Raw genomic sequence first — 19,645 nt, 5'->3', positions numbered from 1 at the left:
TGGCAACCCAGGCGGCGTAGTCTGCATATAGTGTGTTTCCGCCGGGAATTCACCCGGCCAATTTGAAGCACACCACTCTACCAGGCCTACGGCCTGAATTCCGTTCGCCGCCTCAGGCGGCTTTTTCCTTGCCGGCCCGCCGAGCGACGATTCCCGCCAGCGCTGCCCGAAACGCCTCGATCTCCTCGGCACCGGTGGCACGGCCGATCGAGACGCGCAAGGCGCCAAGACTGTCGCCGCGACCCATCGCCTTCAGCACATGGCTTGGCCCGACTTTCCCCGACGAGCAGGCGGAGCCGGCCGACAGCGCCACGCCTGCAAGATCGAAGGCGATCTGCGCCGTCTCGGCCTTGATGCCGGGAATAGCGAAGAATGTCGTGTTGGCAAGCCTTGGTGCCGCCGCTCCAAAGATTTCCGCGTCCGGAGCGAGTTCCCTGACGATCGCCTCGATCTCGTCGCGATGTCGCGCGATCGCTTCCATGTCATACAGCCCGACGAGCGCCGCCCGGGCCGCGGCGCCGAAGCCGGCAATGCCGGGGAGATTCTCGGTGCCGGCGCGATGACCCTTCTCCTGGCCGCCGCCATTGATCAGCGACTTCGGCATCATCAGGTCGGACTGAGCGACGATGGCGCCGACGCCCTTCGGGCCGCCGATCTTGTGCGAGGACAGGATCAGGTAGTCGGCGTAACCGGCTGACATGTCTATCGGAATCCGCCCGGCAGCCTGCACGGCGTCGACCACGAGCACACCGCCCGCGGCCTTGACGATCTCGGCGATGCTGCCGACCGGCTGGACCACGCCCGTCTCGTTGTTGGCGACATGGATCGCGACCAGCGGCAGGCCGTCGGCCTGGTCATGAGCTGCGAGCGCCTTGGTCAGCGCCTCGAGATCGGCAATACCGTTGCGATCGACACCGATGCGCGTCACCTGCGCTACCGGAAAGCGCCCGCCGTCGAGCACGCAGGGATGATCGGCTTCCGAGGCATAGAGGCGGCTCATGCGGACCGCGCCGCGCCCCATCTGCCAGTCAGGAGTAAGCAGCGTCGAGGCGGCCTCGGTCGCGCCCGAAGTGAAGACGACATGCTCGGGCCTGGCATTGACCAGCCTCGCCACGTCGCGCCTGGCATCCTCTATCAGCCGGCGCGCCGCACGGCCCTCGGCATGGACCGACGACGGATTGGCGGCATCGAGCGCGGCGACCATCGCAGCGCGTGCCTCTGGAAGCAGAGGCGCGCTGGCGTTGTAGTCGAGATAGGCGCGAGTTGCGGCCATTTTCCTTCAGTCGATCCCGTCAGCAGCCATTCCGCGAGGATAGCGCTTTATTTCCTTGAAATTGCAAGGCAAGCCGTCCTATTTACCCGGCTTGCGGCGCGGGCGGCCGGACCATTGCGTTTTCGGCCACCCAGTTTTGAACAATTCTAAACTAGCTTCTAGGAAGACGCTTGCCCGGCGTCAAGGCCACAGAGACGGGCCAAGGAAGTTCCGGGCTTGCGCCTTCGTATGCCACGTGGAGTATTTTATGCCTGAGGTCATTTTCGCCGGTCCGGCTGGTCGCCTGGAGGGCCGTTACCAGCCTTCCAAGGAAAAGAGCGCGCCAATCGCCATTGTGCTGCATCCGCACCCGCAATTCGGCGGCACGATGAACAACAAGATCGTCTACGACCTCTTCTACATGTTTCAGAAGCGCGATTTCACCACGCTGCGCTTCAATTTCCGCGGCATCGGCCGCAGCCAGGGCGAGTTCGACCACGGCACCGGCGAACTGTCGGACGCGGCCGCCGCGCTCGACTGGGTGCAGTCGCTGCATCCCGATTCCAAGAGCTGCTGGGTCGCCGGCTATTCCTTCGGCTCGTGGATCGGCATGCAGCTTCTGATGCGCCGGCCGGAGATCGAGGGCTTCATTTCGGTCGCGCCGCAGCCCAACACCTACGATTTCTCCTTCCTGGCGCCCTGCCCTTCATCAGGTCTCATCATCCACGGCGATGCCGACAAGGTGGCGCCGCCCAAGGACGTGCAGACGCTGGTCGACAAGCTGCACACGCAAAAGGGCATCACCATCACGCAGAAGACGATCCCCGGCGCCAACCATTTCTTCGCCAACGATTCCGAATTGCTCATCCAGGAATGCGCCGATTACCTCGACCGGCGGCTGGCGGGCGAGCTCGCCGATCCGCGGCCGAAGCGACTGAGATAGACCGCGGGCGCTACAAACCCTCTAAGGGTGGTCAGCGGTCAGGTGCTCACCGTTGCGGCGCGCGGCCGATATTCTGCTCTTCGCCCCGCTGGACCGTAGCAGCCGGAACGTGCGTTTGGGCATCGGTCTGGTCGATGACGGCCGCCGGAAGATGAAGCCGAGCCGCGCGAAGACCAGCCCTGTGACGATCGCAAAGGCGAGGCCAAGCCCGAAGCCGGCCACCGTGTCGCTCGGATAATGCGCGCCGACGAAGACGCGCGTCGAGGCGATGCAGGCGGTGACCGCCAGCGCGATGGGCCAGCGCTTTGGGAACAAAAGCAGCAGGATGCCGAACACCGCGCCCATCGTCGTGGCATGGCCGGATGGAAAGCCGGCGAAGCGCGCATCCATGGCGAAGGGATGCAGCGACAGCACGCCGAAGTCGTTGAAATAGACCGGCCGCGCCCGGCCGATGCCGTATTTCAGCAGGTTGACCGCCAGCCCGGAAAGGCCGACGGCGCAAAACACCAGGAAAGCAAAGCTGGTCCAGTTGTAGACGAGCAGGCGCGTCTGCCGTGAGAGGCGCCGCCAGTCGGTCAGATTGGCCGCGACGAGGCAGAGAGCCGCGGGAATGAGATACCAGCCACCCAGGCCGAAATCGGTGAAGAAGTCGGTGAAATGGACGAAGCCGGGCGTCCACTGTCCGCGCATCCTGCCGGCGGCGCTATCGAGGCTGAGGAATACGGCCGCCGCCAGAAGCACCCAAGCGAGTGCCCAGACCGACCAAGCGATCTCGGGGTAGCGCGCCGGGCGCACGGCAAAGCGCCGCCTCACGATGCGCATCGTGTCGAGGAAATTGCCGAGCGAACGGCGATAAAGAGCTACGGCGGACATGGTTGGTGCAGAGTCTATAGAGGCACTCGAAGCTCGAGACTATTCCTCACGGGGCCACCCGATAAAGGCCGAGCGCCAGCTTGTCTCCTGACGAATAGTTGAGCCCGTCGATCTCGGTAAGCCGCTTCGCCGACTTGCCCTGCCCGGCAAGCAGTTCGTTGAGCTTCTGCTCGTCCTTGACCGGAGCTAGCCCCAGCGCGCAGGCCGGATCGGCAGCTAAGTGTTTTGCGACGCCGTCGACATCGGTCAGCACGGTGTTGGTGCCGACCAGGAACACCAGGCTCGGCTCGTGATAGGGAGCCGAGGCGAGCACGGTTGTATCGCAAGGGCGGTTGGCATCGACCGCTGCCTTGATGGCGGGGCTCAGCCAGATCGGCTTCAGCGACGGTGCGATGACGCCGAAAAGCAGGCTGAACGTTATCCCCGCGCCGACCGCGATTGCCGCGATGCGTCCGAGCGGCACCTGCAACTGGCGCGGGAAAGCCAGATAGCCGGTGACCAGAGCGGCGATCGCCGCCGGAATGCTCCACCAGGAAAAAGCCTTGGCGAAATAGATCGGCGCCCCGAGGCACACCGCCGCCAGCCCGATCGACACGACGACAACGCCGAAGGCGGTCGACCACCACAGCCAGCTCTGCCAGCGCTTGAGTGGGGCGTTGGCCTTGTCCGCCGGCAAGGTGAGCAGCCAGCCGATCAGCAGCGCCATGCCAGGATAAGCCGGCATCACATAATGCGGCAGCTTGGTCGGGATCGCCTCGAACACCAGCCAGAACGGGATGTACCAGGCAAGACAGAAGCGCAGGCGGGGATCGTCCCAGAAGCGGTTGATCGCCTGCAGCCCGGCGCCGACCGCGATCAGGCCGAAAGGCCACATGAACAGCGAATAGGTGAGCATGTAGAAGCCGGGCGGCAGGCCGTGCGACTCCTCGCCCTGCGCCACCTTGTTCAGCATGTCCTTGCCGACCGCTTCCTGGAAGAAGGCACCGCCGCTCTTCCAGCTGATGAGGATGATCCAGGGCAGCACGATGACGAGCACGATTATGATGCCGCGCGCCAGCTTCAGCTTCAAAAGCCAGCGCCAGTCGCGCTCGAAGGCGAACAGCGCGGCGGCAGTCAAGAGTGACAAGAGCGGTGCCACCGGCCCCTTGATCAGGATGCCCAGCCCCTGGGCGATCCAGAAGATCCAGGGCAGATGGCCGGCAACCGGTTCTTTGCGGCGGGCGGCCAGATAGACCTGCGCCAGCGCGCCTTGCGCGGCCACGCAGCAGGCGAGCAACATGGCGTCGGTCTTGGCGTCGCGGCCCTCGAAGGCGGTGGCGAAGATCGCCGCCATCATCAGGCCGGCGGCCAGGCCGGCATTGGCGCCGAAGAGTTTCGTGCCCGTCCAGCCTATGCCGACGACGGCGAGCGCGATGCCAAGCATGGAAACCAAGCGATAGACCCAGATCGGCGCTTCGGCCCCTTCGCCGCTAAGCGCGACCGCCGCCGATTGCAGCCAGTAAATGCCGATCGGTTTCTTGTAGCGCGTCACGTCCTGCAGGCGGATGTCGATATAGTCGCCCGTCTCGACCATCTGCTTGGTCGACTGGACGAAGCGGGATTCGTCGCGGTCGACCGGCGGCAGGCTCGCCAGCCCGCTGACGGTCATGACGATGCTGAACAGAAAGAGGATGAGATAGTTCCTGTTCATCGCGGGAGCTGGTCCGATCTGATCTGCGGGATGGCCCCGTCGCGGCGCTTGGGGCGCGCTGCCCTTGCGCGGGCGCCTCATTACGCCAGCAAAAGGGGCGAAGCAAGGATGCGCGCTTTGCGGGCGACCGGACGCAAAACCGGAAACCACTTTTGCTGATCGCGCTTTCTGAGTGGCGGGCGATCGGACGCAAAACCGGAAACCACTTTTGCTGATCGCCCGCTGATGCTAAACGCGCCCCTTCACGTCAGGCTCGGCAGAGTGCCGGGCGATCTCCGGGAAGAAAAAATGTCCGCCTTCAAGTCCGATTTCCTGCGCATCATGAGCGAGCGCGGCTTCATCCACCAGATTTCGGATGAAACCGGCCTCGACCAGCTTTTCGCCAAGGAAACGGTGAGCGCCTATATCGGCTTCGACGCGACGGCCAAGAGCCTGCATGCGGGATCGCTGATCCAGATCATGATGCTGCACTGGCTGCAGCAGACCGGCCACCGGCCGATCGCTCTGATGGGCGGCGGCACCTCGATGATCGGCGACCCTTCCTTCAAGGACGAGGCGCGCAAGCTGCTGACGCCGCAGGATATCGACGACAATCTCGTCGGCATCCGCCGCAATTTCGCGCCTTACCTCAAATTCGGCAGCGGCGCCGGCGACGCCATCATGGTCAACAACGCCGACTGGCTGATGGAGATCAACTACGTCAATTTCCTGCGCGATGTCGGCCGGCACTTCTCGGTCAACCGCATGCTCGCCTTCGATTCCGTCAAGCTCAGGCTCGACCGCGAGCAGTCGCTGTCCTTCCTTGAATTCAACTACATGATCCTGCAGGCCTACGACTTCGTCGAGCTTTACAAGCGCTTCGGCTGCCGGCTGCAGATGGGCGGCTCCGACCAGTGGGGCAACATCGTCAACGGCATCGACCTTGGTCATCGGATGGAGAATGCGCAGCTCTATGCGGTGACGACGCCGCTGCTCACCACGGCGTCCGGCGCCAAGATGGGCAAGTCGGCTTCGGGTGCCGTCTGGCTCGACAGCGACATGCTCTCGCCTTACGAGTTCTGGCAGTACTGGCGCAACACCGAGGACGCCGATGTCGGCCGCTTCCTGAAGCTCTACACGACGCTGCCGTTGGACGAGGTGGCGCGGCTCGAAAAGCTCGACGGCTCCGAGATCAACGAAGCGAAGAAGATCCTCGCCACCGAGATCACCGCCATGCTGCATGGCCGCGAGGCCGCCGAGACGGCAAGCGAAACCGCCCGCAAGACTTTTGAGGAAGGCGCGCTTGCCGACACGCTGCCGAGCGTCGATGTGGCCAAGGCCGATCTCGAGGCCGGCATCGGCATCCTGTCGCTGTTCGTGACCGCTGGGCTCGCCGCCTCCAACGGCGAGGCGCGTCGACACATCCAGGGCGGCGCGGTGCGGTTGAACGACCAGGCGGTGACGGACGACCGGCGCATGGTGACGCTTCCGGACCTGGGCGCGGAAGGTGTCCTAAAGCTCTCGCTTGGCAGGAAGAAGCACGTCCTGGTGCGGCCGGTCTGATTGATCGAGGCCTTGCTTGACCGCGATTTCCCAGAAAACCGCGGGCCGGTCTCTAGCGGTACTCGAAGATCGACCGGAATATCCCAGGCGCCACCACCGACAGTGGATTGATGTTGAGGGCCGGCTTGTTGGCGTTGCCGCGCAGCCGGTAGGTGACGCCGATCAAGCCGCGGTCGCGGCCGTTGCCGAGTAGCGGGCCGAACAGCGGCAGCTCGCCGAAGATGCGGTTCAGCCCATAGACCGGCATGAAGGTGCCGGTCATGTCCATGTTGTTGTCCTGGTCGTAGAGCGTGCCCTGGAAGGTGGTGCCGATGCGTGGACCGCGCAGCAGGCCGTTTGCCAGTCTGAGATAGCCGGAGCCCTTGTCGATCTCGGCGAAGCCGCGCTCGAACTGCACCCTTGAAGTATCGATATCGGCCTTCACCGCCTGGTTGAGGCTGCGCGTGTCGCCGGCCGGCTTGGTCGACACGATCGATGCAAGCTTCGGCTCGTTGACGACGTAGAAATTGTTGGCGTCGACCTGACCCTTCATCGGCCCGTCGGCGCCGCCCGCGAGCGAAAGCGTGATCGCCCCGCCCTCCATGTGCTCGTAGATGTTGAGGAAACGCAGGATGGCGCCGGCGTCGGCCGATTTCATCCTGAGCGAACGGCCGCCGTCGCCGGTGGTGTTCCTGACGGTGATCGCCGCACCGGAGCTCGCCGTCGCGCTGACATCGAGGCCGTTCACCTTGGCGCCGGCAGCGCTGTAATTCAGCTTCAGGTTCGACAGCGCCTCGTCGTGAAAGCCGGTGAGCGACTTCACGTCGGCGCTGACCGAGATCGCGCCGGCGCCGGCGCCTTTCGTGGCCGTGTCGACGTCGGAGGTGAACTGCTTGATCAGCGAGCGGGCATCGAGGGAATCGCCGCTGACATCGACCGCGTAGCTCTTGCCCGATCGCTTCACCGAGACGGCGACGTCGTCGCCCCGGTTGAGCGCGACCTTGCTGAAGCGGGCCGAAGACAGCGCCCCATTGACCAGCGTCACCTCGCCGTTGACAGAAAAGCTTTTTCCATCGAGATCGAAGTCGGACAGTGTGGTGGTGCTGCCGGACTTCGCCATCGTGAAAGTGACCTTGGCCGGAATGCCGGCGCCCTTGCTCCATCCCGCCCACGGGATGTCGAGCCTGGCGTTGGTCAGGTCGGCCGAGACTTCCTGACCGCCTTCGCCGCTCTTGTCGATCGCCACCTTGATCGTCCCGGCAAGCAACGGCGACAGCCCTGGCATCGTCGCGTCGCGCGTCTTGTCGTCGAGCACCAGCGCGACCTTGCGGCTGCGCGGCGGCCCGTTGTCCTCGAGTGGCTCGACCAGGTCGAGTTCCGCAGGAATGCCGTTCAGCTTCGCCTTGGCCGATATCACCGCGCGGTCCGGGCTGACGGTGATCGACCCATCGGCTTCGGTCACCGTCTGGTCCTCGAACGGCTTGGCTAAAGACAGGTCCTGGTAGTCCAGCGCCACCAGCCAGTCGAGCGTCGAGGTGTCGACGTTGGAGGTCAGCGGAATGTCGGCCCGCACATGGCCGGTGACGGTGCCGCTCAAATCCTCCGGCGCAAGGCCGACATGGCGCATGGCATTGATCGGCTCAAAGGAGGCAAGCTCGGCGATTGCCGGCGCCTCGCCGGCGACGTCGATATCGAGCGCGCCGATAACCGGCGAACGGTTCGCCTCCTTCACCGTCAGCGTGCCGCCGCTTGCCGCCACGGTGCGGCCGCTCGGCATGTAGACGCTGCCCGAAGACAGGCTGATGTCGACGTCGTTGCCGTGGAAGGCGACGACGCCGACCGCGTCGCGGATCGGCGGAATGCGGCCCGCCGTGTCGAAGCGCGAACCCTCGACCTGGAAACGGCCGAACACCTCGTCACCGGAAAGCGGAACGCCGTTGCCGAGCCGCCCCGGCACGACCTGGAACTGCAAATTGGCGTCGACCACGCGGCCGCCGAACAAATTGTCCAGCACCCAAAGCCGCGCGTTGCGGGCGGAGAACCATGGCCACAATTGCTTGACATGCGAGACCGGCATGTCGTGGACGTTGAGCGAAAGCGACACGCCCGGCGGGCCGTTGCCGATGAAGGCGAGTGACGCCGTGCCCAGCACCTCGCTCGAACCGCCGGAGCGGACGCCAATCTGCTCGGCGACGAGCTTGCGGCTCTTGGTCTGGTAGACGCCAGCGACGCGGGCGAGGAACTGAAGCGCCGGTTCCGGCGATTCCGAAGGGGCGAGCGTCGAGCCGTCGCTGACGAGGTCATAGCGATAGGACGGCTCCTCGCCCGCGGCTGCCGGCTTCGGCCCAATCGAGCCGGTGAAATCGAAGGTTGAGCGGCCGGTCCTGATCAGCAGCTTGTCAACCGAGATCTTGTTCGACCCGGCCACAAGCGTGGCATTGGCATCGACGTCGGCCGGCAGCAGCCCGCGCGAGCCGAGATCGAGCACCGAGCCGCCGAGCGACAGCGAGGCCGCCAATCGCGACGGCGTTTCGCCGGAGGCTTCAGCGCCCGAAAGCTTCAGCGCAATCGAGCCAAGCTTGCCGCCCTGGGCGGCGGAGTTCCCATCGCCGGAGCCTTGCTCGGCCAGTTTTCGGCCGGCGTCCGCCACCTCAAGGCTGGCTTCGAGCGATGCGATCCGCCTGGCGCTCGCGTCACGTACAGCGGACGCCTTCAGGGTCGCGTGCCGGCCGTCGACATCGGCATCGTAAGAAAGTTGGATGCTGCCGGGGCCGGTCTGGGCAACAGTTGCGTCGGCGACCCTCACCCGCTTGACCGGTCCGCCGCCCGGCAATTCGAATTCGACGTTGCTGAGGTCGACCTGACGCATCGAATCCTCACGCACCGCATCGAGCGCGTCGTTGACACCCGAAAACACGGCAGCCGACACTTTCTCCGGATCGACGAGACCATCCTCGTTGCGCAGCGCCGCTGTCCAGTCGCCGCCGCCGGACGGCATTGCGGCAACCATGATGTGGGCATCGGAAAACCGGGCGCTGGTCAACCGGACCTCGCCGGACAGCAGCGGCAGCAGGCGCATGCCGAAGCGGACACGCCCGACATCGGCCATCGGCTTGCCGTCGGCGGTCTTCAGGCTGACGTCGCTGACCTGCAGAGCGACGAAGCTCGATCCGTCGAGCGTCAGCCGCGCCGGTCCGACCGTGACGTTGACATCGACGCCGGCGAGCTTCTCGATCGCCGTCTCGGCTTCGGCTCGAAGCCGCTCCGTGCCGATGCCTGACGTGCCGAGCACATAGACACCTGCCGCCGCCAGAAGCACCAGCGCGCAGAGCCCGGCAAACACCCGGCCGATGATGCGGAAGCGGCGGCGAACCGACGCGCGGCCGAGCGGCGGCACGCCGCACGCGGACGGAAACGTCCCCAGGTCGGTGATCTCGTCACGCCTGAACCTGATCTTCTCGTGCTGCGGTTGCTCCTGATCCACGCAATATTCCGTTATAACGAACTCGTCGTGGACGAATCTCCGCCTCACGTTATATCGATGCTCGATCCGCGCGTAATCTCAGACAAAGGCATCGACATGGCTGATCTTGCAGTGGGCGACATTGCGCCGCAATTCGATCTTCCGCGCGACGGCGGGGGCTCTCTCAGCCTCGCCGCATTCCGCGGAAAGCCTGTCGTACTCTACTTCTATCCGCAGGACGACACCACAAGTTGCACCAACGAGGCGATCGGCTTCTCGCAGCTGAAGCCGGAATTCGAGAAGGCCGACGCCGTGGTCATCGGGCTGTCTCCCGATAGCATCAAGAAACACGACAAATTCAAGGCGAAGTACGATCTCACCGTCGATCTCGTCGCCGACGAGGAGCGCAAGGTGATCGAGGCCTATCATTTGTGGGTCGAGAAGACCATGTACGGCCGCAAATACATGGGCGTCGAGCGCGCCACCTTCCTGATCGGCAAGGATGGACGGATCGCCCGCATCTGGCGGCAGGTGCGTGTCAAGGGCCACGCCGAAGAGGTGCTGGAAGCGGTGCACGCGCTCTGAAGCGGGGAACGCAGTCTTTCGCCGCACCGCCGGACGGTTCTTGCTAGCCTCTCGCTCCTGCAACCCGCCACCCGCAATGCGGGAATTGGTTACGCCGACAATGCGGCCAGCAAAACTTTGTTAACCCTAATAATGTGTAATTCGAGCTGTCGTTGGAGTCGTAACGAAAGCTCGGTCCCGTGAAACCAACCGGTCAGTCAGCGGTCTTCGGCAGGCGTAAGGAGCCCCATACGGTCATCATTGCCCGGGGCAATGAAATAAGGCATTTCACCGTTCGCCCCTGGCTTGCCGCGTTCATTGGATCGGCGCTCGCGGCGATCGCCATCGGCTATCTGCTCGCCACGTCCTATCTTGTGCTGCGCGACGACCTGATCGGCGCCACGACGGCAAGGCAGGCGCGCATGCAGCAGGCCTATGAGGACCGCATCTCCGCGCTTCGCGCCCAGGTCGACCGCATCACCAGCCGCCAGCTTCTCGATCAGCAACTGATGGAAACCAAGGTCAGCGAGCTACTGGCCAGGCAGACCCAGCTCAGCCAGCGCCATGGCCGCCTGGGACCGATCCTCGAACGCGCCGAAAACGAGGTCGGCGACGTGCCCGCCGCAAGCGATGCGCCGGCGAAGCCCGACGCCGAAATCACCGGTAGCCTTTCGCAGGCCCCGACCTACTCCGTCGCCAGTCTGAGCGCCGGCGACACCAGGCCCTTCTCGCTGTGGTCGACACGCTCCGATCCGCTCGACAACGAAACGGCCGCGGATCGCGCCGACAAGCTGTTCGTGTCGATCAACGCGTCGCTCAAGGCCATCGAGAACCAGCAGCTTACCCGTATCACCACCCTCGCCGATAATGCCTATAGGAATGCCGATGCGATCTCGCAGGCATTGGAAGCGGCAGGCCTGCCGGTGGACGCCGAGCTCGACAAGAACGATGTCGGCGGGCCGCTGGTCCCGCTCGATTCCTCGATGATCTTCGACAGCAAGGTCAAGGAGCTGGACGAAGCTCTTGATGCGCTTGATCAAGTCAAGAAAGAGGCGCGCAAGCTCCCGCTGACCAATCCCGCCCCAGGTCGCGCCGTCACCAGTCCGTTCGGCGTGCGCACCGACCCGATCCTCGGCACGGCCGCGTTGCATACGGGAATGGATTTCAGGGCGCCGATCGGCATGCCGGCCAAGGTCACGGCCGCCGGTGTCGTCACCAAGGCCGGCTGGAACGGCGGCTATGGACGGATGGTCGAGGTCGACCACGGCAACGGCTTTGCCACGCGCTATGGCCATCTAAGCGAGATCGACGTCACCGTCGGCCAGAAGCTCGCCGCCGGCGACGTGATCGGCAAGACCGGCAGCAGCGGTCGCTCGACCGGCCCGCATCTCCACTACGAAGTGCGCCATAACGGCGAGGCGGTCGATCCGTTGCGCTTCCTCGCCGTCGGCAAGAAGGTCGCGCAGTTCCTGTAGGGCGCGGCCTCTCACCGCGCGGAGACCCCTTCAAATCTACCCACAGTGCGGCATCGATATCGGCCTGGCCACACCCTCAGGATTTGACATGGACCTCTCGCGGGAACTTGGTCAGGGTCTCATGGCCGCTTTCGGTCACCAGGATGGTCTCGCTGATTTCGATGCCCCAGCCATCCATCCACATGCCGAGGATGGAATGAACGACGTTGCCGGGGGTGAGCACGGTCTTGTCGCCCGGCCTGAGGCTGATCGTGTGCTCGCCCCAATCCGGCGGATAGGCGACGCCGATGGAATAGCCGATGCGCGATTCCTTCTTTAGCCCGTAGCGTTGGATGACCTTGCGCCACGCCCCCTCGACCGCTTCGGCCGATGTTCCGGGCCTCACCGCGTCGAGCACCGCATCCATGCCCTCTATCACTGCCTTGGCGGTGTCCGAGACACGCGTCGGTGTCTTCCCCAACTGCATCGTTCTTGCCAGCCCGGCCGCGTAGCGGCGGCAGACGCCGGCGAGTTCCAGCGCAATCGTCTCATTGTCTCCGAACCGTCTGTCGCTCCACATGATGTGCGGGGCCGAAGCGTTCTCGCCGCCGAGGATGGTTGGCGGAAGGGCTGTTATATCGCCCGCGAAGTCCGGACTGCCGGCGATCTGCGCCGCCTGGATGGAGGCAATGGCATCGCATTCGCGAACGCCCGGCGCAATGACTTCAAAGGCTCGCGCGACGGCGGCCTCGGCGAGCGTCGAGGCCTTGCGCAGATTGGCGATCTCGGGCGCGGATTTAACCGCGCGGATCCAGTTCACCAGGAGATCGGCATCATGCCATTTCGCGTTGGGAAGCCCGGCGACAAGCCGGGCATGCCCCTTCGGGGAGAAATAGTAGGCCTCGAGTTCGATGCCGATATGCCTGTTTCCCCAGCCTTTGGCGACGATCCAGTTCGCGATCCAGTCCATCGGGTGGCGATCGGCACGCTGAACATGATCCTCCGGGAAACCGACCACATTCTCAGGGCTCATCCAGGCCGTCAGAAGACCGCCCGCCGCATCCATGGCGCGCCCGATCCAGACCGGCTCAACCTCCTCGATCGGAACCAGCACCACCTGCGGCGTATAGAACGACCAGCCATCATAACCGGTGACGTAATGCTGGTTGGCAACGTCGTTGACGATCAGGAGTTCAAGACCACGCTTTGCCATCTCGGTGCGGATCTTGCGAAGTCGCTGCTGGTATTCGTCGCGGGCAAACGGCAGTTCGATCATTTCTGCTCCATGCTTGTTGGATCAACGGCGGCTGGCTCACACACCATTGGGGCGGCTGCAAGAAGGAGGCAATCAGCCAGCGGCAGCACGTGGACAGGTCCTATCGGTCCTGTCCTTCCCCGGCCTCGGAGTCTACCGTCAATTTATTTTTGAATTCCATTTGACTGAATAAATGTTCTCTGCGAACCTTGCGTCAACTGGGAGCGCAAGCCATGGCGTTGCGGGGAACCAATCAGGAGTTCGGGCGGCCGTACAACCGGCGCATCGTGCTCGAATCCATCCGCCGCTTCGGTCCGATCGCCCGCGGCGAGATCGCCCGGCATGTCGGGCTCACCGTCCAGACGGTGTCGACCATCGTTAGAGAATTGGAGGAGCAGGGTTACATCCTGTCGGTTCGCGAGGAGCCGAAGGGCCGCGGCCTGCCGCCGGCGACGCTGCGCATCAATCCGGAAGGCGGCTATGCCGTCGGCATCCATCTCACGCCGCTCGGCATCGACGCGGCGCTGATCAATCTCAGCGGCGACGTGATCGAGAGCGCGCATCGCGAGGCGCCCCATGCGGCGCCCGACGAAGCGTTCGAGGCGATCGGCGCCATGGTCGCCGAATTGACCGGTCGCCGCTCGGGCGGCCGCGTCATCGGCATCGGCATGGCGCTTCCGGGACCTTTCGGCGTCGAACCGATGAGCTTCGTCGGCCCGACGACGATGGCCGGCTGGCAGGATGTTCCGCTGCGCGAGCGGTTGACATCGGTCACCGGCCTGCCAGCCTTCTTCGAGAACGACATGGCTGCCGCGGCGATGGGCGAACGCTTCTATGGCCTCGGTGCCAAACATTCCGAATGTTATTATCTCTACTTCGGCGTCGGGCTAGGCGGCACCATGCTGCATGACGGCAGCGCATTGCGCGGCGCCTGGGGCAATGCCGGAGAGATCGGCCACATCCCGGTCGTTCCGGGCGGCGAGCTTTGTCCTTGCGGCAACCGTGGCTGCCTAGAACGCTACGTCTCGCTGGACGCGCGCGGGCGCTGGAAAGGTAACGATGCCGACTGGGTGAGCGAGGTCACGCCGGTCTTCCGCAACGCAATTGCCATCATAGAAAACCTCTTCGATCCCGAGACGATTGTTCTCGGCGGACTTGCCTCGCCTGCCCTGCTCGAACGGCTGGCGACGTCGGTGCAGCCGCTGCACAATTCGGTCTCGGCCCGCAAGGACCGCGTGGCGCCAAGAATCCTCGTTGCGCAGGGCGGCCAGCACGCGGTGCTGCGAGGGGCGGCAGCGCTTGCCGTTTCCGGTGTGCTTTCGCCGCGATTCGGCCAGATCTTCACCGCCAAGCGGCAACGCGAGGGCGACGTTCTCAAAGGCGGAGATATCGCGGCATGAGCGAACCCCTGCTGGTCCTCGACAACGTCGCCAAGAACTACGGCGCCATCCAGGCGCTGCGCGGCATCAGCTTTTCGATCGGGCGCGGCGAGGTGGTGGCGCTGCTCGGCGACAATGGCGCCGGCAAGTCGACGCTGGTGAAGATCATCGCCGGCGGGCTCGAGCCGACTTCGGGCCGCATGCTGTTCGAGGGCAAGGAGTTCCTAGCCAAATCCCCCGCCGAGGCCAAGGCCGCCGGCATCGAGACGGTCTACCAGGACCTCTCGCTCTGCACCAATGTCGATGTGGTGGCGAACTTCTTCATGGGGCGCGAGATCACCCGTAACGTGCTTGGCGTTCCGGTGCTCGACGAGCGCGCCATGGAGGCTGTGGTGGCCAAGGCGCTGGCCAATGCCGGCACGCGCATTCCCTCGCTGCGCACCAAGGTCGAGCATCTCTCGGGCGGCCAGCGGCAGGCGATCGAGCTCAACCGCTTCGTCCATTGGGGCGGCAAGCTGGTGCTGCTCGACGAGCCCTTCGCCGCGCTCGGCGTCGAGCAGACGCGCCGCGGCCTCGACATGATCCGCCAGGTGGCGAGCCAGGGCATCGGCGTCGTCATCATCACCCACATCATGCAGCAGGCCTTCCAGGTCGCCGACCGGATCGTGGTGATCCGCCAGGGCGTCGTGGCGGGCGACGTTGCCCGCAACAAGACAAGTCCCGATGCGGTGATCAACATGATCACCGGAGAGACGCTCGCCGGTGCCGGACCGGCGGGCTGAGGGACAAATGAGGGGTCCGGCTAAAGAGGAGCGAACGACATGAAGCGAATGCTACTTTCTGTCTTCGGTATCCTGGCACTGGCAATTGCCACGCTCACGCCGGCATTCGCCCAGTCGAAGGGTACCGTCTATTACCTGGTGCCGACACTGCTCGACGAATTCCAGACCGGCTCGGTGAGCGCGCTGGAGCTGTTCCTGAAGCAGGTCGGCTACGAGATGAAAACGCTGAACGCCGACAACAAGACCGACGCCCAGCAATCGCAGATGAACGACGTCATCGCGCTGAAGCCGAAGGCGATCATCCTCGCCGCGGTCGATTTCAACGCGCTGAAGCCATCTGTTGAAGCCGCCCGCGCGGCCGGCATCCCCGTGGTCGAGTTCGACCGCCAGATCACCGCCACGCCTTCCGACTTCACCTCGGTCGCCGGCACGGTCGAGATCGGCCATATCGCCGCCGAGCAGGCCGAAGCGCTGCTGAAGGCCAAGAACGGCTCGGTGAAGGGCAAGATCCTGCAGGTCCTCGGCGATCCCGGCGACCCCTACACGCTCGACATCCAGAAGGGCTTTGAGGAAAAGATGAAGGCGTTTCCGGACGTCAAGATCATCTCGCTGCCGGCCATGCAGTGGGAAGCGAGCAACGCCGGCACCATCGTCGCCGACCAGATGCTCGCCAATCCCGACATCGATCTGATCTTCAGCCACGCCGCCCATCTTTCGGTCGCCGCCGTCGCTTCGCTGGAAGCCGCCGGCAAGAAGCCGGGGGACGTGATGCTGATGAGCTCGAACGGCGCGCCGGTCGGCCTCGACCTGATCCGCAAGGGCTGGCTGAATGTCGAGGTCGAGCAGCCGCTCTATGCGCAGGCGGCCGCGGTCGCCATGTTCATGGACAAGGTCGCCAACAAGCAGGAAATCAAGCCCGGCGACTATGACGTGCTTGGCCTGAAGTCGGTGGTGACCAAGGAAGCCTGGGGCCCGAACATCAAGATCCCGGGCGCCGCGATCACCAAGGAGAACGTCGACAACCCGGCCTTCTGGGGCAACCAGAAGCCGCCGACGGATACGGTGAAGTCCGTCGAATAGGCTTGCCCGCAAAGCTCCGGGCCACCGCGGCCCGGAGCCTTCCTGCGCGTCCGCACCAGGTGGCCGCGCAGATCGTCCTGGCGCCAACCGGATCAGCCCCAACCGGATCACATGATGAGCCCACGCACCCGCCATATCCTCGAGCTCGTACTCGACAATCTCGTCTGGTTCATGCTGGTCTTCGTGCTGGCGGTGTTTTCGATCTTCATTCCCAACTTCTTCCAGCTCGGCATCTTCGCCAACATCGTCGAGGCTTCCAGCGTGCTCGGCGTGATGTCGATCGGCCTGGCGCTGGTCATCATCGCCGGCCACATGGACCTTTCGGTCGAATCGGTCGCCGCCCTCAGCGCCATGGCGGTCGGCATCATGTTCTGCTCGTCCGGCATCGGTATCGGCCTGCAGTTGCATCCGAACTGGCTGATGGTGCCGGTATCGCTCGCCATAGCGTTGGCGGTCGGCGCCATCATCGGCGTCATCAACGGCTTCCTCATCGTCAGGCTGAAGATGAGCGCCTTCATCATCACGCTTGCCTCCTACATCTGGGTGCGCGGCCTGGTGCTGGTGGTTTCGGGCGGGCGCTCGGCGCAGGATCTGGCGCCCGCCATCCGCTGGTTCGGCATCCAGCGGCTCGTCGGCCTGCCGCTCACCGCCTGGATCGCCGTCGGCTGCTTCGTGGTCTTCTCGCTGATTCTGGCCAAGACGCCGTTCGGCCGGCATCTGGTGATGATCGGCGGCAACGAGACCGCGACCTTCCGCGCCGGCATCCGCGTCAACCGCAACCTGATCATCGCCTTCGTGCTTGCCGGCGCCATTGCCGGCCTGGCCGGCTGGCTGCTTGCCATCCGCACCTCCGGGGCGACCGCGAATTTGGGGGTAGGCCTGCTCTTCAACGCCTTCGCCGCCGTCGTCATCGGCGGCGTCAGCCTCAAGGGCGGCGTCGGCACCCTGCCCGGCGTCTATGCCGGCGTGCTGCTTTTGTCGGCCATCAACACCGCCATCAACCTGATGGGCCTTCCGGCCAACTTCACCCAGGTCATCCACGGCTTGCTTGTGCTGGCGGCCGTGCTGCTCGACGCTTTCAAGCAAACCATTCGCCAAAGACTCGCATGACAGGATGGCTCGCATGACCGGACGCATCGAAGGCAAGGTGGCGGCGATCGTCGGCGCCGCGCGCGGCATCGGCAAGGGCATAGCCCAACGCTTCGCCGAAGAGGGCGCAAAACTGGTGCTTGCCGACAGCGAGGCCGAAGCCGGCAAGGCGAGCGCCCGCGAGCTGGGCGCCGCCTTCATCCATACCGACATCTCGAAGATGGCCGACGCGGAAGCGGTGGTGGCTCTCGCACTGGAGCGCCACGGCCGCCTCGACATCATCGTCCAGAATGCCGGCATCTATCCCTGGCAGCTCATCGAGAACACCAGCCCGGAAGACTGGGACCGGGTGATGGCGGTCAATCTGCGCGGCAGCTTCAACGCCGCGCGCGCAGCACTCACGCCGATGAAGGCGCAGCGCAGCGGCCGCATGCTGTTCACCTCCTCCATCACCGGCCCGCAAGTGAGCAGCCCCGGCCATGGCCACTATTCGGCGAGCAAGGCCGGCATCAACGGCTTCATCCGCGCCGCGGCGCTCGAGTTTTCCGGCTATGGCATCACCGTCAACGGCGTCGAGCCCGGCAACATCCTGACCGAAGGCATGAAGCTGCATCGCGATGCCGCCTTCATCAAGAGCATGGAGGACGCCGTGCCGCTCGGTCGCCTCGGCACGCCGCGCGACGTCGCCAACGCCTTCCTGTTCCTGGCTTCGGACGACGCCAGCTACATCACCGGCACGACAATCGTCGTCGATGGCGGCCAGCTCCTGCCCGAAGGCCAGGATTTCCGCCTTACGCCGCCGTGATTCTTGATTGGTGCCAAAAAGCTGGCGGACGAAACTGGTGGGCGATGACGGGCTCGAACCGCCGACATCTTCGGTGTAAACGAAGCGCTCTACCAACTGAGCTAATCGCCCGCTCCGGGCCGGACCTTTAAGCAGTTAGGGCTCCATTCGCAAGGCCCAATGAACAGCCGGGGTCAACCGCTGTCAGGCGGATTTCCCCAATGCCGGCGCACTTGTCAAAAAACCTTCTCCAGTTTGCTGTTATGCTTGAATGCCGCGCTTGACACCCGCAAACGAACCCCTTATCCAGCGCCCCAACGACGAACACGCCTGACACGTGCTCGTCAGTGCGCGGGTGTAGCTCAGTCGGTTAGAGTGCCGGCCTGTCACGCCGGAGGTCGCGGGTTCGAGCCCCGTCACTCGCGCCATTCTTTTCAATAAGTTAGAGGTCTGAACGCCAGACCGGCAATTCGGACTTTTAGGTCGTTTTGCTCCCCTGGAGAGGCCGCCTTCCCTCGCGCCGAGCCTCGTCTGCTCTTCTACCTGTAGCTAGTCAAACCCGGATCCAGGTCCTGCTACAATCCCGAATGGCCGTCCGAATAGTGGTTATCCTGGCGCTTCTTTCCGCGTTCGCCTACGGATTCGCAAAACTCGTGGAACGCTATGGCGGCGTTGGCGATCGGCCCCCTCCGTGTGAGCAATTGTCTGATTGCCCCGACCCAAATGCGCCGCCTCCAGAGCCCGAGCCTAAGACGGGCTAGCTGAGCAGCCCATTGAGAAGTTCATCGAGCTGCGGCGTCGAATTCATCCTCGAGAACGGCGGCGGCGCCGGCGTGAGGCTGAGGAAGGCTTCCTCAAAGGCTCTCCTGAGAGGAAGGCACTGCTCACGCCGGCAGCCATTTTGTGAAGCGCGTATAGTCGTCAGCCGTTCGGATAGTAGCCGCCGTCGGCGCCGTCACCCATATAGGTTCCCTGGCCGGTGGCATTCTGAAGCCGCTGATCCAGCTCGTTGATCTGCCCCAGCTTCGAACGGCCTGAAGTCGACGCGGTGTGCTGGATGGTATCCGCCCGCTGCATCAGGTCGCGGGCCTGGTCTTGTGTGATCTTGCCGGCCGCCCTGGCTTGACGGATACCCTGCCTCACGTTGAGCAACTGCTCCAGCACCGCTCTCGGCTCCGGATTCGCCGGCACCGATGCAGTGGTTGTGGTGTCGACCTGTGCCCTGTGGTGACGGTGCACTGCATAGGCGCTCGAAAGCGGTATGGCCGCGAAGACCGATGCGGCCACAATGATTTTTGGCACGAAAGAGCTCATGATGACATCTCCCTATGACGAGGAAGCGGGTATACCGCTTTTCCTCCCCAATGGGCCGTCCGGTCGCGTCGTGTCGCGGTGCAGCCACTCACCGCCGGCGGTTCTCGGCCCAGGGACGACATATAGAGGCGCCCCGGCATTGAGCTGGAGACGGGAACGCAAACGTTATCCGATGTGATCGAGCTTGAATCGTGGCTGCACA

15 protein-coding genes and 2 tRNA genes are annotated in these 19,645 nt (G+C 64.3%); 10 read left to right on the top strand and 7 right to left on the bottom strand.

Annotated features, from left to right (window positions below):
• Positions 1–112 precede the first annotated feature (112 nt).
• Positions 113–1,273: a cysteine desulfurase family protein gene (locus ABID26_RS25315; protein ID WP_292299012.1), complete on the bottom strand. Its 1,161-nt coding sequence runs from the start codon at positions 1,271–1,273 to the stop codon at positions 113–115.
• 247 nt (positions 1,274–1,520) lie between these two features.
• Between ABID26_RS25315 and ABID26_RS25310 the strand changes: the two genes are divergently transcribed.
• The gene (locus ABID26_RS25310; RefSeq protein WP_126099958.1) at positions 1,521–2,195 is read left to right on the top strand and encodes an alpha/beta hydrolase; all 675 of its coding nucleotides are present in this window, start codon (positions 1,521–1,523) and stop codon (positions 2,193–2,195) included.
• Positions 2,196–2,216: 21 nt separating this feature from the next.
• Here ABID26_RS25310 and ABID26_RS25305 read toward each other — a convergent pair whose 3' ends face one another.
• Together ABID26_RS25305 and ABID26_RS25300 are read right to left on the bottom strand one after the other, a co-directional pair.
• Positions 2,217–3,068 (bottom strand): phosphatase PAP2 family protein, encoded by an 852-nt coding sequence (locus ABID26_RS25305; RefSeq protein WP_292299011.1) that lies wholly within the window; start codon positions 3,066–3,068, stop codon positions 2,217–2,219.
• Positions 3,069–3,114: 46 nt separating this feature from the next.
• The gene (locus ABID26_RS25300) at positions 3,115–4,758 is read right to left on the bottom strand and encodes an ArnT family glycosyltransferase (protein WP_292299009.1); all 1,644 of its coding nucleotides are present in this window, start codon (positions 4,756–4,758) and stop codon (positions 3,115–3,117) included.
• 288 nt (positions 4,759–5,046) lie between these two features.
• Here ABID26_RS25300 and tyrS point away from each other — a divergent pair, with 288 nt between their 5' ends.
• Positions 5,047–6,300 carry a tyrosine--tRNA ligase gene (tyrS, locus tag ABID26_RS25295; RefSeq protein ID WP_292299007.1) on the top strand — a complete coding sequence of 418 codons (1,254 nt, stop codon included), beginning with the start codon at positions 5,047–5,049 and terminating at the stop codon, positions 6,298–6,300.
• A gap of 52 nt (positions 6,301–6,352) precedes the next feature.
• Here the strand turns inward: tyrS and ABID26_RS25290 are convergent, their stop codons facing one another.
• Positions 6,353–9,763, bottom strand: a complete 3,411-nt coding sequence (locus ABID26_RS25290) for a YhdP family protein (protein WP_292299005.1) — start codon at positions 9,761–9,763, stop codon at positions 6,353–6,355.
• A 96-nt stretch (positions 9,764–9,859) separates the two neighbouring features.
• Between ABID26_RS25290 and ABID26_RS25285 the strand changes: the two genes are divergently transcribed.
• Together ABID26_RS25285 and ABID26_RS25280 are read left to right on the top strand one after the other, a co-directional pair.
• The gene (locus ABID26_RS25285; protein WP_126099953.1) at positions 9,860–10,327 is read left to right on the top strand and encodes a peroxiredoxin; all 468 of its coding nucleotides are present in this window, start codon (positions 9,860–9,862) and stop codon (positions 10,325–10,327) included.
• Between the two features lie 179 nt (positions 10,328–10,506).
• The gene (locus ABID26_RS25280; RefSeq protein WP_292299003.1) at positions 10,507–11,781 is read left to right on the top strand and encodes a M23 family metallopeptidase; all 1,275 of its coding nucleotides are present in this window, start codon (positions 10,507–10,509) and stop codon (positions 11,779–11,781) included.
• 76 nt (positions 11,782–11,857) lie between these two features.
• On the opposite strand, the gene ABID26_RS25275 is transcribed toward ABID26_RS25280, so the two are convergent.
• Complete coding sequence (locus ABID26_RS25275) at positions 11,858–13,036, bottom strand: M24 family metallopeptidase (RefSeq protein WP_292299001.1); 1,179 nt, start codon at positions 13,034–13,036, stop codon at positions 11,858–11,860.
• Positions 13,037–13,248: 212 nt separating this feature from the next.
• Here ABID26_RS25275 and ABID26_RS25270 point away from each other — a divergent pair, with 212 nt between their 5' ends.
• From ABID26_RS25270 to ABID26_RS25250, 5 genes are all read left to right on the top strand, one after another.
• Positions 13,249–14,415, top strand: a complete 1,167-nt coding sequence (locus ABID26_RS25270; protein WP_126099946.1) for an ROK family transcriptional regulator — start codon at positions 13,249–13,251, stop codon at positions 14,413–14,415.
• Positions 14,412–15,176 carry an ATP-binding cassette domain-containing protein gene (locus tag ABID26_RS25265; protein WP_292298999.1) on the top strand — a complete coding sequence of 255 codons (765 nt, stop codon included), beginning with the start codon at positions 14,412–14,414 and terminating at the stop codon, positions 15,174–15,176. The genes ABID26_RS25270 and ABID26_RS25265 overlap by 4 nt, the downstream gene beginning before the upstream one ends.
• Positions 15,177–15,215: 39 nt before the next feature.
• Positions 15,216–16,256: a sugar ABC transporter substrate-binding protein gene (locus tag ABID26_RS25260; RefSeq protein WP_126099945.1), complete on the top strand. Its 1,041-nt coding sequence runs from the start codon at positions 15,216–15,218 to the stop codon at positions 16,254–16,256.
• A 114-nt stretch (positions 16,257–16,370) separates the two neighbouring features.
• The gene (locus ABID26_RS25255) at positions 16,371–17,366 is read left to right on the top strand and encodes an ABC transporter permease (RefSeq protein ID WP_292298997.1); all 996 of its coding nucleotides are present in this window, start codon (positions 16,371–16,373) and stop codon (positions 17,364–17,366) included.
• Positions 17,367–17,379: 13 nt separating this feature from the next.
• Positions 17,380–18,150, top strand: a complete 771-nt coding sequence (locus ABID26_RS25250) for an SDR family NAD(P)-dependent oxidoreductase (RefSeq protein ID WP_126099943.1) — start codon at positions 17,380–17,382, stop codon at positions 18,148–18,150.
• A gap of 35 nt (positions 18,151–18,185) precedes the next feature.
• Here the strand turns inward: ABID26_RS25250 and ABID26_RS25245 are convergent.
• Positions 18,186–18,261, bottom strand: a tRNA-Val gene (locus ABID26_RS25245).
• Between the two features lie 219 nt (positions 18,262–18,480).
• On the opposite strand from ABID26_RS25245, the gene ABID26_RS25240 reads away from it, so the two are divergent.
• Positions 18,481–18,557: transfer RNA gene (locus ABID26_RS25240), tRNA-Asp, on the top strand.
• Between the two features lie 493 nt (positions 18,558–19,050).
• Here the strand turns inward: ABID26_RS25240 and ABID26_RS25235 are convergent.
• Entirely contained in the window at positions 19,051–19,443 is a 393-nt protein-coding gene (locus tag ABID26_RS25235) for a hypothetical protein (protein WP_292298995.1), read from the bottom strand.
• Positions 19,444–19,645: the final 202 nt, after the last annotated feature.

This window comes from Mesorhizobium shonense (assembly GCF_040545255.1).
Classification (GTDB): Bacteria; Pseudomonadota; Alphaproteobacteria; order Rhizobiales; family Rhizobiaceae; genus Mesorhizobium; species Mesorhizobium shonense.
Note: the sequence above shows the minus strand (reverse complement) of the source record. Positions and strands in the feature narration are given on the sequence as shown.